General features: G+C 58.1%; 12 protein-coding genes, 1 pseudogene and 1 other annotated feature. Of the genes and pseudogenes, 3 read left to right on the top strand and 10 right to left on the bottom strand.

Translation table 11 applies throughout. The features are described 5' to 3' along the window. From FE839_RS15805 to hisL, 10 genes and pseudogenes are all read right to left on the bottom strand, one after another. Positions 1-386: pseudogene (locus FE839_RS15805) on the bottom strand (IS5 family transposase); the annotation flags it as partial. A gap of 554 nt (positions 387-940) precedes the next feature. Continuing rightward, positions 941-1546: a bifunctional phosphoribosyl-AMP cyclohydrolase/phosphoribosyl-ATP diphosphatase HisIE gene (hisIE, locus tag FE839_RS15800; RefSeq protein WP_138361760.1), complete on the bottom strand. Its 606-nt coding sequence runs from the start codon at positions 1544-1546 to the stop codon at positions 941-943. Further along, a complete protein-coding gene (gene hisF, locus FE839_RS15795; RefSeq protein ID WP_138361759.1) occupies positions 1540-2316 on the bottom strand; it encodes an imidazole glycerol phosphate synthase subunit HisF in 777 nt (258 codons plus the stop codon). Before hisF ends, hisIE begins: the two co-directional genes overlap by 7 nt. Continuing rightward, positions 2298-3035 carry a 1-(5-phosphoribosyl)-5-[(5-phosphoribosylamino)methylideneamino]imidazole-4-carboxamide isomerase gene (hisA, locus tag FE839_RS15790; protein ID WP_138361758.1) on the bottom strand — a complete coding sequence of 246 codons (738 nt, stop codon included), beginning with the start codon at positions 3033-3035 and terminating at the stop codon, positions 2298-2300. The genes hisF and hisA overlap by 19 nt, the downstream gene beginning before the upstream one ends. Next, positions 3035-3625, bottom strand: coding sequence for an imidazole glycerol phosphate synthase subunit HisH (hisH, locus tag FE839_RS15785; protein WP_138361757.1), 591 nt, complete (start codon positions 3623-3625; stop codon positions 3035-3037). Before hisH ends, hisA begins: the two co-directional genes overlap by 1 nt. Beyond that, on the bottom strand, positions 3625-4692 hold the full coding sequence (gene hisB / locus FE839_RS15780; RefSeq protein WP_138361756.1) for a bifunctional histidinol-phosphatase/imidazoleglycerol-phosphate dehydratase HisB: 1068 nt from the start codon (positions 4690-4692) through the stop codon (positions 3625-3627). The genes hisH and hisB overlap by 1 nt, the downstream gene beginning before the upstream one ends. Further along, positions 4689-5750, bottom strand: a complete 1062-nt coding sequence (gene hisC / locus FE839_RS15775; protein ID WP_138361755.1) for a histidinol-phosphate transaminase — start codon at positions 5748-5750, stop codon at positions 4689-4691. The genes hisB and hisC overlap by 4 nt, the downstream gene beginning before the upstream one ends. Further along, complete coding sequence (hisD, locus tag FE839_RS15770; RefSeq protein WP_138361754.1) at positions 5747-7051, bottom strand: histidinol dehydrogenase; 1305 nt, start codon at positions 7049-7051, stop codon at positions 5747-5749. Before hisD ends, hisC begins: the two co-directional genes overlap by 4 nt. Positions 7052-7090: 39 nt before the next feature. Beyond that, complete coding sequence (gene hisG, locus FE839_RS15765) at positions 7091-7990, bottom strand: ATP phosphoribosyltransferase (RefSeq protein ID WP_138361753.1); 900 nt, start codon at positions 7988-7990, stop codon at positions 7091-7093. A gap of 48 nt (positions 7991-8038) precedes the next feature. After that, positions 8039-8160: a sequence feature (His leader region), on the bottom strand. After that, on the bottom strand, positions 8136-8186 hold the full coding sequence (gene hisL, locus FE839_RS15760; protein ID WP_138361762.1) for a his operon leader peptide: 51 nt from the start codon (positions 8184-8186) through the stop codon (positions 8136-8138). It overlaps the preceding feature by 25 nt. Positions 8187-8361: 175 nt before the next feature. Between hisL and FE839_RS15755 the strand changes: the two genes are divergently transcribed. The 3 genes from FE839_RS15755 (at position 8362) to FE839_RS15745 (ending at position 10897) form a co-directional block, all read left to right on the top strand. Beyond that, positions 8362-9186 (top strand): SDR family oxidoreductase, encoded by an 825-nt coding sequence (locus FE839_RS15755; RefSeq protein ID WP_138361752.1) that lies wholly within the window; start codon positions 8362-8364, stop codon positions 9184-9186. A 300-nt stretch (positions 9187-9486) separates the two neighbouring features. Continuing rightward, positions 9487-9549: a membrane protein YoeI gene (gene yoeI, locus FE839_RS25140; RefSeq protein WP_138361761.1), complete on the top strand. Its 63-nt coding sequence runs from the start codon at positions 9487-9489 to the stop codon at positions 9547-9549. Beyond that, positions 9539-10897, top strand: a complete 1359-nt coding sequence (locus tag FE839_RS15745; RefSeq protein ID WP_171034901.1) for an APC family permease — start codon at positions 9539-9541, stop codon at positions 10895-10897. The genes yoeI and FE839_RS15745 overlap by 11 nt, the downstream gene beginning before the upstream one ends. The last annotated feature ends 929 nt before the right edge of the window (positions 10898-11826 follow it).

Raw genomic sequence — 11826 nt, 5'->3', positions numbered from 1 at the left:
ACCCAGCCCATGGTCGTTGATGTCATCGGGATGTTTTTTTTCGCACCTGCCGCTGCTTTCAGGGCCCTGATATTACTGCCATCAAGTGCAATAACATCCCAGTCAACCAACTTTTTTTCATCCAGAATCTGGAGTAATTTATTGAAAATACTGTTCATTATTCCAGCCTTAGACCATCGGTTAAAGCGGTTATAAACCGTCTTCCAGTGACCGTAACGTTCAGGCAAATCTCTCCAGGGAGCGCCGGAACAAAGCACCCAAAATATGCCATTCATGACATGTCTGTGCGCGAAGTAAGGACGGCCACCTTTGGAGGACCCGCTTTCAGCAGGCAACATGGGAGAAATTATCGCCCATGCATCATCAGGGAAATCGTAACGAGCCATGTTAAAGGTACTTTTGTGGTCAAAACAGGTGCCAGATTGTACAAAAAACAGTTACGGGACACACCCTAGCAACTGTGCCCACATTTTTGCCGGGTGGCGGCTGACGCCTGACCCGGCCTACACGACCTTTAGCATTCGGCGACGCAAGGCCGCGCAGGCGCAACGCCGCCGGGCGATCCCGGAGCAACGCACATTGTCAGCAGTGTGAAGTGGGTTAGTGCGTTTGAGCGTGGAGGCGAATCTGTATCAGCAACTGTGCCTGCATTTTTGCCGGGTGGCGGCTGACGCCTGACCCGGCCTACACGACCTTCAGCATTCGGCGACGCAGGCACGCGCAGGCGCAGCGCCGCCGGGCGATTCAGGAACAACGCACATTGTCAGCAGTGTGAAGTGGGTTGGCGGGTTTGAGCGTGGAGGCGAATCTGTATCAGCAACTGTGCCCGCATTTTTGCCGGGTGGCGGCTGACGCCTGACCCGGCCTGGAATTTCAATACAATCAATACAATCAACACAACGGCAAAAACAAAGGGAGGCATTGAGCCTCCCTGTCATCATCAGGCTTTAATGTGCCTGCTACGCAAATTCTCCACCACATCCGTCAGGCTCAGTCCCTGATCCTGTAGCAGCACCAGCAGGTGATACATCAAATCCGAGGCTTCATTTTTCAGCTCGAACTGGTCATGCACCGTTGCCGCCAGCGCGGTCTCCACGCCTTCCTCGCCCACTTTCTGCGCAATGCGCTTGGTGCCGCTGGCGTACAGCTTCGCGGTATAGGAACTCGCCGGGTCAGCGTGTTTGCGTTCCGCCAGCAGTTGCTCCAGCTGATAAAGGAACAGCCACTGATGGCCGGTTTCCGCGAAGCAGCTGGAAGTGCCTTTATGGCAGGTCGGGCCAATGGGATTGACCAGCACCAGCAGGGTATCGTTATCGCAATCCGGGGTGATGCTCACCACGTTGAGGAAATTGCCGGACGTCTCGCCTTTGGTCCACAGACGCTGTTTGGTCCGCGAATAAAAGGTCACTTTGCCGGTTTCTTCAGTTTTTGCCAGCGCCTCCTGGTTCATATAGCCCAGCATCAGCACTTCCCCGGAAATGGCGTGCTGCACGATGACCGGCATCAGGCCGTCGGTTTTTTGCCAGTCCAGTTGTTCAGTTAACATACCCTAATCTCCACGCCCTGTGCTGCCAGGTACGTTTTCAGTTCACCAATATTAATAATTTGCTTATGGAACACCGAAGCCGCCAGCGCGCCGTCGACGTTGGCGTCGCGGAAGGCCTCCAGGAAGTGTTCCATGGTGCCCGCGCCGCCGGAAGCTATCAGCGGCACATGGCATACGGCGCGCACTTTGCTTAATTGCTGCAGATCGTAGCCGTTACGCACGCCGTCCTGATTCATCATATTAAGGACAATCTCTCCGGCCCCGCGCTTCTGTACTTCCTGCACCCAGTCGAGGGTTTCCCACTGGGTCACGCGCGTGCGGCTCTCATCGCCGGTATACTGATTGACGTGATACTTACCGCTGTCGGCGTCAAACCAGGTATCGATACCCACCACAATACACTGTACGCCGAAACGGTCCGCCAGACGCGTAATCAGCGTCGGGTCCGCCAGAGCAGGGGAGTTGATGGAAATTTTATCCGCGCCGAAAGAGAGGATCTGCGCCGCCTCTTCCAGCGACTTAATGCCCCCCGCCACGCAGAAAGGAATGTCGATCACTTCCGCCACCCGCGATACCCAGCTTTTGTCCACCACGCGGCCATCGCTGGAGGCGGTGATATCGTAGAACACCAGCTCATCCGCGCCCTCGTCGGCATAGCGTTTTGCCAGCGGAACGATATCGCCGATGATCTCGTGATTACGGAACTGCACGCCTTTCACTACCTGGCCGTCGCGAACGTCGAGACAGGGGATTATCCGTTTTGCCAGCATTGAATGGCCTCCGTTACGTTGAATTTACCTTCCAGCAGCGCGCGGCCAACAATCACCCCGCGCACGCCGGTGCCGCGCAGGGCAGCGATATCATTAAGATCGCCGATGCCGCCGGAGGACTGAAACGCCACCTGCGGATAACGGGCGCAGACTTCTTCATACAGCGAGACGTTAGAGCCCGCCAGCGTTCCGTCGCGGGAAATATCGGTACACAGCACATGCTGCAGGCCCACTGACTGATAGCTCTCCACCAGTTCTTCCAGCGTCACCCCGGAGTTCTCCTGCCAGCCACTCACCGCCACCTGCTTAGTGCCTGCGGCGTCAATGCGTACGTCGAGCGCCAGCACCAGATGCTGCGGGCCAAAACGGTTAAACCAGCCTTTCACCACGTCCGGGGATTTCACCGCCGTTGAACCGACGACTACGCGCGCCACGCCCGCATCGAGCAGGGCGGCCACATCCTCTTCGCTGCGCACGCCGCCGCCGACCTGCACCGGCACATCGACACCGGCAACCAGCGTTTTCAGCAGCGGGATCTGGCGCTTCGCCGGATCTTTCGCGCCGGTCAGATCCACCAGATGCAGGACTTCAGCCCCCTGCGCGGCATAGGCTTGCAGGCGCGGCAGCGGATCGTTGCCGTAGTCGCGCTGCTGGCCGTAATCGCCCTGATGGAGACGGACAACCGTGCCGTCAATTAAATCTAAAGCAGGAATGATCATCACATCTCCAGGAAGTTTTTCAGCAGCTGCGCCCCGGCGCTGCCGGAGCGTTCAGGGTGGAACTGGACGCCAAAAAAGTTATCTTTTTGCACCGCGGCGGTAAACGGCTCGCCGTAGTTGCACTGGGCGATGGTATAAGGATTCACCGGCATCGCGTAGCTATGGACAAAATAGAAATAAGCCCCGTCTTCAATGCCGCGAAACAGGCGATCCCCGGCTTTGGCGGACACCCGGTTCCAGCCCATATGCGGCAGCGGCAGGCCGTGGTCGTGCATTTTCGGCACATCCTGATCGATGATGCCCAGCAAATCGACGCCGTTATTCTCTTCGCTGCGCTTGCCCAGCAGTTGCATGCCAAGACAAATGCCCAGCACCGGCTGGGTACAGGCCTTGATCAGTTCGATTAATTCGCGCTCACGCAGTTGGTCCATCGCCGCCTGCGCGGTGCCGACGCCAGGAAGAAACAGTTTATCGGCGCGCAGCACCACATCCGGGTCGCGGCTGACCACTGGCGTATAGCCGTGGCGGCTCACCGCCGATTTCACCGAATTGAGGTTGGCGCAGCCGGTATCGAGGATCACCACGTTCATCACAGTACCCCTTTTGAAGACGGCAGCGTATCGCCCTGGACGCGAATCGCCTGGCGCAGGGTGCGGCCAAAGGCTTTAAACAGGCTCTCCACGCGGTGATGGTCGTTTTTGCCTTTGGTTTTCAGGTGCAGCGTGACCGCCATGGTGTAGGAGAGCGAGCGGAAGAAGTGCTCGACCATTTCGGTGCTCAGATCGCCAACGCGCTGATAGCTAAACTCGGCTTTATATTCAAGATGCGGGCGGCCGGAGATATCCAGCGCGCAGCGGGCCAGGCACTCATCCATCGGCAGCACAAAGCCGAAACGGCCAATGCCGCGCTTGTCGCCCAGCGCCAGCTTCAGCGCTTCGCCCAGCGCAAGGCCGGTATCTTCCACGGTGTGGTGATCGTCGATATAGAGATCGCCGCCGACCTTAATTTCCATTCGGAAGCCGCCGTGAGTGGCGATTTGGTCGAGCATATGATCGAAGAAGCCGACGCCGGTGGAGATTTTGCTGCCGCCTTCGCGGTCCAGCCACACTTTGACGTCAACCTGCGTCTCTTTGGTGTTGCGCTCCACGTGGGCGTAGCGGTCGCGGCGGGTCAGCTGTTCGCAAATGGCCGGCCAGTCCAGCTTTTCACGGTCATAGCGCAGGCCCGCGATGCCCATATTGTCCGCCAGTTGGATATCGGTGGCGCGGTCGCCAATCACGTAGCTGTGCGCGCTATCCATTACCCCCTGTTCCAGCCACGGCAGCACCAGCCGGGTTTTCGGCTTGCGGCAGTCGCAGTTATCAGCCGGAAGGTGCGGGCAAATCAGCACCTCCTCGAAGTTAACGCCCTGCGAAGAGAAAATCTGCATCATCAGATTGTGCGGGCCGTCGAACTCGTCCTGCGGCAGGCTGGCGGTTCCCAGACCGTCCTGATTGGTGATCATCACCAGCTTATAGCCTTCCTGCTGGAGCTTCAGCAGGGCCGGGATCACCTGCGGCTCAAAGGCCAGCTTATCAAAGCGGTCTACCTGAAAATCAACTGGCGGCTCGGCAATCAGCGTGCCGTCACGGTCAATAAAGAGAAACTTCTGAGTCATACATTCTCCGCATTCAAAGCGTCAATGACGCGCTGGCTCTCTGCACGGGTACCGATAGTGATACGCAAACAGCCGCTTAATGACGGTTGTTTATTCTGGTCACGTAAGATAATGCCCTGATCCCACAAAGATTTAAATACCGCGCTGGAGGCGGTGATCCGCACCAGAACGTAGTTAGTTTCGGAATCGAACACCTCTTCAACGCAGGCGATGTCGCGTAGCTGGCTGACCAGATAGTCGCGCTCGCTGAGGATCTGCGCCACCCGCGCCCGCATGGCGGCGATCCCTTCCACGCTGAGCGCCTGGGCGGCAATATCGGCGACCGGCGTCGAGAGCGGGTAAGGGGCGATAACCTTCAGCAGCACGTTAATCACTTCCGCGTTGGCCAGGGTAAAGCCGCAGCGCAGGCCCGCGAGGGCAAAGGCTTTCGACAGCGTGCGCAGCACCACCAGGTGCGGGTACTCGTTCAGCCAGCCCGCCAGCGTCGCCTGCGGGCAGAATTCAATATAGGCTTCATCCGCCACCACGATGGCTTTCCCGCGCGCCATTTCCAGCAGAGTGCGGAAATCTTGCGGGTTGATGATCTGCCCGGTCGGGTTATTCGGGCTACAGACGAAAATCACCTTCACGCCGTCGAGATTCGCCGCGATGCCCGGCAGATCGAGCTGCCAGTCGGCGAGGGTCGGCACCGTGCGGCAGGTAACGCCGATGGTTTCGGCGCTGACGCTGTACATGCCGTAGGTTGGCGGGCAGTAGAGCACCGAGTCCTGGCCCGGCTCGCAGAAGGCGCGGATCAACAGTTCGATGCCTTCATCGGCGCCGCGGCTGACCAGCACCTGCTCCGGCTTCACCCCCGCATACTGCGCATAGCGTTCAATCACCGCTTTCGGCTGCGGTTCCGGGTAGCGGTTCAGCGTCTGCGCGGTTAACTGGAACTCGACCGCCGTCGGGAATTCGTTAGCGTTCAGCCAGACGTCGCCTTTACCGCCCAGGCGGCGAGCAGACTGATAGGGCGTCAGGGCGCGAACGTTGGCGCGGGCTAAATCTTCGATGCTCATGCTTGCTCCTTAAGGGCTGCGACGCGCAGCGTAACGGCGTTTTTGTGGGCGTCAAGGCGTTCGGCGGCGGCCAGAACTTCAATGGTGGACGCGAGGGCGGCAAACCCTTCCCGCGACAGTTCCTGTACGGTCATGCGTTTCTGGAAATCCGCCAGGCCGAGGCTGGAGCAGGTGGCGGTGTAACCGTAGGTCGGCAGCACGTGGTTGGTGCCGGAGGCGTAATCGCCAGCGGACTCCGGCGACCAGTCGCCGAGGAACACCGAACCGGCGCTGGTGATGTTGCTGACCAGTTCCCGGGCGTTGCGGGTCTGAATAATCAGGTGCTCCGGGCCATACTGATTGGAGATCGCCACGCACTGCGCAAGATCGCGGGCCACGATGATCCGGCTGGCGGAGAGCGCTCCACGGGCGGTTTCCGCACGCGGCAGGGCCGCCAGCTGGCGTTCCACCGCTTGTGCGACGCGCGTGCCCATTGCGGCATCCGGCGTCAGGAGGATCACCTGCGAATCCGGGCCGTGCTCCGCCTGGGAAAGCAGATCCGAGGCGACGAAGTCCGGGGTCGCGCCGCTGTCGGCGATCACCAGCACTTCCGACGGCCCGGCGGGCATGTCAATCGCCGCGCCGTCAAGACGCTGGCTCACCTGGCGTTTCGCTTCGGTGACAAAGGCGTTGCCCGGGCCAAAGATTTTATCCACTTTCGCCACCGACTCGGTGCCGAAGGCCATCGCGGCAATGGCCTGCGCGCCGCCGACGTTAAAGATATTGCGCACGCCGCAGAGCTGGGCGGCGTAGAGGATTTCATCGGCGATCGGCGGCGGTGAGCACAGCACCACCTGCTGGCAGCCCGCGATGCGCGCTGGCGTCGCCAGCATCAGCACCGTCGAGAACAGCGGCGCCGAACCGCCGGGAATATATAAGCCGACGGAGGCGATAGGGCGGGTCACCTGCTGGCAGCGCACGCCGGGCAGAGTCTCCACGTCAACGGCCTGCAGTTTCTGCGCGTTATGGAAGGTTTCGATATTTTTCACCGCCACCGCCATCGCCTGCTTGAGCTCATCGCTCAGGCGCGCAGCGGCGGCGGCGATCTCTTCTTCGCTGACTTTCAGCGCCTTAACGTCGGTTTTATCGAATTTCGCGCTGTATTCACGCAGCGCCGCATCGCCGTTGTCTTTAACATTATTCAGGATCTCCGCCACCGTTCTGCTGATGCTGGCGGAAGCGGAAATCGCCGGGCGCATTAAGAGTTGCTGTTGTTGTTCTGCGCTACAGCCGTTCCAGTCGATGATTGTGTTGAAGCTCATGATTGTTTCCCCTGTTTGTCCTGTGACCGACCCGCCGGATTACTCCATCATCTTCTCAATCGGCAGCACCAGAATGGAGCTGGCGCCCAGCACTTTCAGTTTTTCCATGGTTTCCCAGAACAGCGTTTCGCTGCTTACCATGTGCATCGCCACGCGCTGTTTGTCGCCGGCCAGCGGCAGAATGGTCGGACGCTCGGCGCCCGGCAGCAGGGCGATCACTTCTTCCAGGCGCTCGGTTGGCGCGTGCATCATGATGTATTTCGATTCGCGGGCCTGAATCACGCCCTGAATACGGGTCAGCAGGCGGTCGATCAGTTGCTGTTTGGCATCCTCCATTTCACCGTCGCGCTGAATCAGGCAGGCTTTGGAGCGGAACATCACTTCCACTTCGCGCAGGCCGTTCGCTTCAAGGGTCGCGCCGGTGGAAACCAGGTCGCAAATCGCGTCGGCCAGACCGGCGCGTGGGGCAACTTCAACAGAACCGTTCAGCAGACAGGATTTAAACGAAATTCCTTTCTGGTCGAGGTAACGCTTCAGCAGGTGCGGGTAGGAGGTGGCGATGCGTTTACCGTCCAGCGCCGCCGGGCCGTTCCAGCTTTCGTCTACCGGGGTGGCCAGCGACAGGCGGCAGCCGCCGAAGTCGAGACGGCGCAGGGTGAAGTAGCGCGGATCTTCGCCCTGGGCGCGACGGCTCAGCAGCTCTTCTTCCAGCACGTTTTCGCCGATAATCCCCAAATCCACCACGCCGTCCATGATCAGGCCGGGGATATCGTCATCACGCACGCGCAGAATATCGATCGGCATATTTTCCGCCAGCGCAATCAGGCGCTGGGTGTGCAAGTTCACTTTGATGCCGCAGCGGCTGAGTAATTCGCGTGAATCTTCGCTTAAACGCCCCGATTTCTGAATAGCTATGCGTAAACGGCTGTTGTCTGACATGCTTGTTTTCCTCTGTATACCTGTCTGAATTTGTCTAAATTACGTCTAAAAAAAAGCCCCCGGAAGTGAATCTTCCGGGGGCTCTCATTGCGTTCATGCACCACTGGAAGATCCAAACGTCTTCCAGCACACATCGCCTGAAAGACTAGTCAGGATGATGGTGATGATGGTGGTTGTTAAATTGAACGCTGTTCATAAAATTCTCTGCGAATGGCTATGCATTTGATGCCTTTTAACCTAAACCACTTGAGCGGCATAAAGCAAGGGCTTTTTTCTATCATTAATTCATTTCATATTCACTGAAGAAATTGTCAGTTGCCGCTGGCTGGCGTAGCCTTAAGTCAGCACAGCGAAAAGTCAGGAGCGAGGGGATGAAAAAGGTCGCAATCGTGGGTTTAGGATGGCTGGGTATGCCGCTTGCGCTGTCGTTGATGTCACGCGGATGGCAGGTTACCGGGAGTAAGACAACGCAGGATGGCGTTGAAGCGGCGAGGATGTGCGGCATCGACAGTTATCCGCTTCGTCTGGAGCCGCAGCTGGTCTGCGATAGCGAAGACCTGGATGCATTAATGAACGTTGATGCGCTGGTCATTACCTTACCGGCGCGCCGTACCGGGCCGGGGGAGGATTTTTACCTGCAGGCGGTGCAGGAAATTGTCGATACCGCGCTGGCCTATCATGTGCCGCGCATTATCTTTACCAGTTCGACCTCGGTATATGGCGACGCCAGCGGGACGCTGAAAGAGAATTCGCCGCGCAACCCGCGAACCGCCAGCGGTAAAGTGCTGAAAGAGCTGGAGGACTGGCTGCATAATCTTCCCGGCACGTCGGTGGATATTTTGCGCCTTGCCGGTCTGGTGGGGCCCTCCCGCCATCCGGGGCGCTTCTTTGCCGGTAAATCCGCGCCGGATGGTCAGCAGGGCGTCAATCTGGTGCATCTCCAGGATGTGATTGCCGCGATTGAACTGCTATTGCAGGCGCCGAAGGGCGGGCACATCTACAATATCTGTGCGCCAAAGCACCCGGCGCGCGGCATCTTTTACCCGCAGATGGCCCGCGAGCTTGGGCTCCCGGCGCCGGTTTTTGCCGATAATCCGCAGAACGGCGCGGGCAAGATCGTTGACGGAAGCCGTATTTGCAACGAGCTGGGGTTTGAATATCAATATCCCGATCCGCTGGTGATGCCAATGGAGTAACGGGCGTCAGGAATCCTGGTGAACATAATCTGATTTTTTCGCCAGGCGATAATAAAACCGTATGAATATTAGGCTGTTGAATAAGGCAATGAACTATTTGGCCATGTAACGTCTTGTCATCGTGCCGGAAGTTGTTGCAAAATACGCGCCCTGAAAATCAGAAACTGGCCGACGCTTTTTTAAAGCGTCGGTTATTTTTTTGGTTGAAAGATACATCATTCAATACCAAGAGGCCGGGCTTCGTACCGGATAGATATTTACTAAAAACCGACAGTCGTTGTCGCTGAGGAATACAAAGAAATGGGGCTATTTTTTGCTTACGCGCTGGCGTTCACCGTAAAAGGGGATAACTATGTCGCTTAACGCTACTCCAAAGACCTCTCGCGTGGAATTACGTAAAACGCTTACGCTGATTCCGGTTGTAATGATGGGCCTCGCCTATATGCAGCCAATGACGCTGTTCGATACGTTTGGTATCGTCTCTGGTTTGACCGGCGGTCACGTCGCCACGGCGTATGCCTTTGCGCTGATCGCTATCCTTTTTACGGCACTGAGCTACGGTAAACTGGTGCGTCGTTTTCCGTCCGCCGGTTCCGCCTATACTTACGCGCAGAAGTCCATTAATCCGGCGGTCGGCTTTATGGTGGGCTGGTCGTCGCTGCTGGACTATCTGTTCATGCCGATGATCAACATTCTGCTGGCGAAAATTTACTTTGAAGCGCTGGTGCCTTCTGTTCCATCGTGGATTTTTGTTGTCGCGCTGGTGGCTTTTATGACCATCTCCAACCTGCGCAGCATCAAGAGCGTGGCGAACTTCAACACCCTGATCGTGATCCTGCAACTGGGGATCGTCGCGGTGATTGTCGGCCTGATTATTCACGGTGTGATGCACGGCGAAGGCGCGGGTACGCTGACCAGCACCCGTCCGTTCTGGTCCGAAGGCGCGCACGTGGTGCCGATGATCACCGGTGCGACGATTCTGTGCTTCTCGTTCCTCGGCTTTGACGGTATCTCTTCTCTGTCGGAAGAGACCAAAGACGCAGAGCGCGTGATCCCGCGGGCGATTTTCCTGACCGCGCTGATTGGCGGCCTGATCTTTATCGGCGCGTCCTACTTCCTGCAGCTGTACTTCCCGGATATTTCTCGCTTTAAAGATCCGGATGCGTCACAGCCTGAAATCATGCTGTATGTTGCCGGTAAAACCTTCCAGTGGGGCGTGCTGATTTTTTCCAGCGTCACCGTTCTGGCATCCGGTATGGCCGCGCACGCGGGCGTTTCCCGTCTGATGTACGTTATGGGCCGCGACGGCGTGTTCCCAACCCGTTTCTTTGGTTACGTTCATCCGAAGTGGCGTACCCCGGCATGGAACGTGCTGCTGGTGGGCGCGATTGCGCTGCTGGCGATTAATTTTGACCTGGTTACCGCGACGGCGCTGATTAACTTTGGTGCGCTGGTGGCGTTCACTTTTGTTAACCTGTCGGTGATTTCTCAGTTCTGGATCCGTGAAAAACGCAACAAGACGCTGAAAGACCACTTCAACTACCTGGTGCTGCCGGTGTGCGGCGCGTTGACGGTTGGCGCTTTGTGGATCAATCTGGAAGAGAGTTCAATGATTCTCGGCCTGATTTGGGGGGCGATTGGTCTGGTGTATCTGGCCTGCGTGACCAAAAGCTTCCGTAACCCGGTGCCGCAGTACGAAGATGTTGCTTAATCACTTTTTGTGATGAGAAAAGCCGGAGGGAAACTTCCGGCTTTTTTGTTTCTGGCTCTTGGATATTTCCCCGGCGGCGCTGCGCTTGCCGGGGCTACGGGTCCTCAGCCGCCTGAAGGCGGGGAGCCCGGTATTTATGGGTTTCCAGGTCAGGTAAGGCGCCAGCCGCCACCTGACAGGAATGCGGGCATGGTAGTGCAAACAGGCCTGTTATCTCCTTGGTGGTGCTGTGCAAGCGCCCCACATTCTGGTTCAGCGGGCTGTTCCGTTCACTGTGAATACGCAGATAGTTTTTCTGACCCTTGCGAGTGAACGGGCAGGGGGACGTTTCGCCCGTCCCCCTGCACCCCCGGCATGGCGCTGGAAACCTGCCGCTTCGCGGTCCGCTCCACTCCGGCTTCATCTGGCGGACCGGCTGAGACGCGGCATCCTTGCCGCGACTCAGCCTCTGGCCGCCGTCCTGGCGGCCAGTCCTGGATGCGCGCCTGCGTTCCCGCCAGGTTTCCCTGATGCGCCCAACCCCCCGGCGGTGAGCCCGCAGGAAACCTGGAACTGTCTGGCCGCTGAGGGTGATAAAACACAGAACCTCTCCTGAAAAAACGAACAGCGACGAATACCCTGCTGAAACCACAAAACTCGCAGCGATGCCCTGGTGCCCGCTGAAACCGGCGAACCGGAGACCCGAAGACAAGGGCTGGACGCCAGGGATGGCGGACAGAGGCGAATCGAGACAGGCCGTCGAGTTGAGCCGACCGCAGGCTGAGGGTCGGGAGGTGAGCGCAGTGCGCAGCACCGGTTTCTTTGCGGGACCGCGGGGATTGTAAAGGGGAGACGGTTTTCTCCCCCTTTACCCGTTCACGGGCGACAGTCATCCATTTTCTGCGGGATTACGGTGAACGGAACCCGTGGCGCAGGGCCTGTATTTATGG

The sequence above is a fragment of the Klebsiella indica genome (assembly GCF_005860775.1).
GTDB lineage: Bacteria > Pseudomonadota > Gammaproteobacteria > Enterobacterales > Enterobacteriaceae > Klebsiella > Klebsiella indica.
The sequence above is the reverse complement of the archived record's forward strand: the minus strand, read 5'-3'. Positions and strand labels throughout refer to the sequence as shown.

What these genes read in the sequence shown, in the direction of transcription:
- hisIE (WP_138361760.1), bottom strand. Translation starts at nt 1,546, where the DNA reads ATGTTAACTGAACAACTGGACTGGCAAAAAACCGACGGCCTGATGCCG.
- hisF (WP_138361759.1), bottom strand. Translation starts at nt 2,316, where the DNA reads ATGCTGGCAAAACGGATAATCCCCTGTCTCGACGTTCGCGACGGCCAG.
- hisA (WP_138361758.1), bottom strand. Translation starts at nt 3,035, where the DNA reads ATGATCATTCCTGCTTTAGATTTAATTGACGGCACGGTTGTCCGTCTC.
- hisH (WP_138361757.1), bottom strand. Translation starts at nt 3,625, where the DNA reads ATGAACGTGGTGATCCTCGATACCGGCTGCGCCAACCTCAATTCGGTG.
- hisB (WP_138361756.1), bottom strand. Translation starts at nt 4,692, where the DNA reads ATGACTCAGAAGTTTCTCTTTATTGACCGTGACGGCACGCTGATTGCC.
- hisC (WP_138361755.1), bottom strand. Translation starts at nt 5,750, where the DNA reads ATGAGCATCGAAGATTTAGCCCGCGCCAACGTTCGCGCCCTGACGCCC.
- hisD (WP_138361754.1), bottom strand. Translation starts at nt 7,051, where the DNA reads ATGAGCTTCAACACAATCATCGACTGGAACGGCTGTAGCGCAGAACAA.
- hisG (WP_138361753.1), bottom strand. Translation starts at nt 7,990, where the DNA reads ATGTCAGACAACAGCCGTTTACGCATAGCTATTCAGAAATCGGGGCGT.
- FE839_RS15755 (WP_138361752.1), top strand. Translation starts at nt 8,362, where the DNA reads ATGAAAAAGGTCGCAATCGTGGGTTTAGGATGGCTGGGTATGCCGCTT.
- FE839_RS15745 (WP_171034901.1), top strand. Translation starts at nt 9,539, where the DNA reads ATGTCGCTTAACGCTACTCCAAAGACCTCTCGCGTGGAATTACGTAAA.